We start from the raw sequence: 1,779 nt of genomic DNA on the forward strand, positions 1-1,779 counted from the left end.
CCCCTGCCGGTCGGCGACGACGACGTGCTGGGGCTGGGCGCGGGCGCGGATGTCCCCGCTGGCGCCGACGATGGCGAGCGCGCGCTCGGCGTCCAGCAGGCCAAGTTCGCTGTTGGCAAGCGCGGCCGCTTGCTTCACTGCGGCCAACGCGGTGACCAGCCGCGGGTGGGCTGAGACAGGGATGCCGGTGAGGGGAAAGTTCTCCGTGGCCCGGAGCGTGTGGATCCCGATGTAGGCGTCATGGGGCAGCTCGCGTTCGCCGAGCAGGTCGTGCTCGGTGCGGCCGGTGGGTGCAACAGATGTGCGGGACGTGGACGCGCTGGTGGTGTCTGTCATGGCGGTTCCTGGGTCGGCCCTGAGGGCGAGGGCGGGCGAGGGCGGGAATCGCAGCTTAGGTTACATACGTCACCATAGATAGCTATTCTGTAATATTTATTCCATCCCGGGACTCGGTGCCGCAACGACCGGCACTCAGGGTCGGAGAGCGTTGCAAGAACGTAACACGCGATACATTCCCGCTTGGGACCGGCCGGTTGTAACTTCTGTTCGCGTCACTGGCACACCCACGGCCTCGACCTCAAGGACTCCCCCACCATGAAGAACCCCCGCACCTCCATGTCCTCGCGCGGAATCTCCGCCGTTGCGCTGGCAGCGGCCTGCACCCTGGCCCTCGCCGCCTGCTCCAGCTCCGCCGACAAGCGGTCCGCAGACGCGCCGCCCTCCGCCCCCACGTCGGCAACGGTCAAGGGCATCACCATCTCCTCCGACAGCACGCTCGCCGACCGCCTCCCCCAGGCGATCCGCAAGGCAGGCAAGGTCCGGGTCGCAACCGACGTGCCCTACCCCCCGTTCGAGATGTACGTCTCCGAGGGCAGCAAGGAGATCACCGGCCTCGACTACGACCTCGGCCAGGCCATCGGCGCGCGACTGGGCATCAAGTTCGAGTTCGCAGGACAGAAGTTCGACGGCCTGCTCCCGGCGGTCCAGGCCGGCAAGTTCGACGCCGTGGTGTCCGCCATGACCGACAAGAAGGAGCGTCAGCAGGCGGTCGACTTCGTCGACTACATCAACGCCGGCCCGGGCTGGCTGGTGAAGAAGGGCAACCCGGACAACATCAAGGTCGTCACCGACGTCTGCGGCAAGAGCGTCTCGGTCCAGACCGGAACCAACCACCAGAAGATCCTCGAGCAGCGCCAGGAGCTGTGCAAGCAGCAGGGCAAGCCCGCCATCACCGTGCTGGCCTTCCCGAAGGACTCCGAGGCGCAGCTCGCCCTTCGCTCGGGCAAGGTGTCGGCCGACTTCCTTGACGAAGTCACCGCCGCCTACGTCGCCGACACCGCCGACAACGGCACCGCCTTCGACACCGTCTCCGGCAAGGAGGCCGTCGGCCCGACCAGCGCCTCGCCCATCGGCATCGGTGTCTCGAAGTCGATCCCCGGCCTGAAGGAGGCAATCCAGGCCGCCCTGCAGTCCCTCATGGACGACGGCTCCTACAAGAAGATCCTCGAGGCCTATCACGTGCCGAACATCGCCATTCCCCGGGCGACCATCAACGGCGCCCTGGACTGACCCGGGAGCACGCGCCGCACCGGCCTGGCAGGGCGCGCATGATTCGAGCCGCACGATCGACGCCAGGAGGGGCGCAGCTGACACTCCGGGCCTGAACCCTGCTTCTCGCCTCGCACGCCTCCAGCGGGGGGGGGGGGGGGCCCGCCCCCGGCGCCCCCCCCCCCCCCCGCGGTGATGTGGGGGCGGGGGGGTGGTGGGTGTGTCGGTGAG

General features: G+C 68.5%; 1 protein-coding gene and 1 pseudogene. One reads left to right on the forward strand and one right to left on the reverse strand.

The features are described from left to right. A pseudogene (locus tag ACFV0G_RS38970) lies at window positions 1–336 on the reverse strand (hypothetical protein); the annotation flags it as partial. Window positions 337–594: 258 nt separating this feature from the next. Here ACFV0G_RS38970 and ACFV0G_RS38975 point away from each other — a divergent pair. Further along, a complete protein-coding gene (locus ACFV0G_RS38975; protein WP_380558535.1) occupies window positions 595–1,569 on the forward strand; it encodes an ABC transporter substrate-binding protein in 975 nt (324 codons plus the stop codon). The last annotated feature ends 210 nt before the right edge of the window (window positions 1,570–1,779 follow it).

Source organism: Kitasatospora sp. NPDC059571 (assembly GCF_042735675.1).
Taxonomy (GTDB): domain Bacteria; phylum Actinomycetota; class Actinomycetes; order Streptomycetales; family Streptomycetaceae; genus Kitasatospora.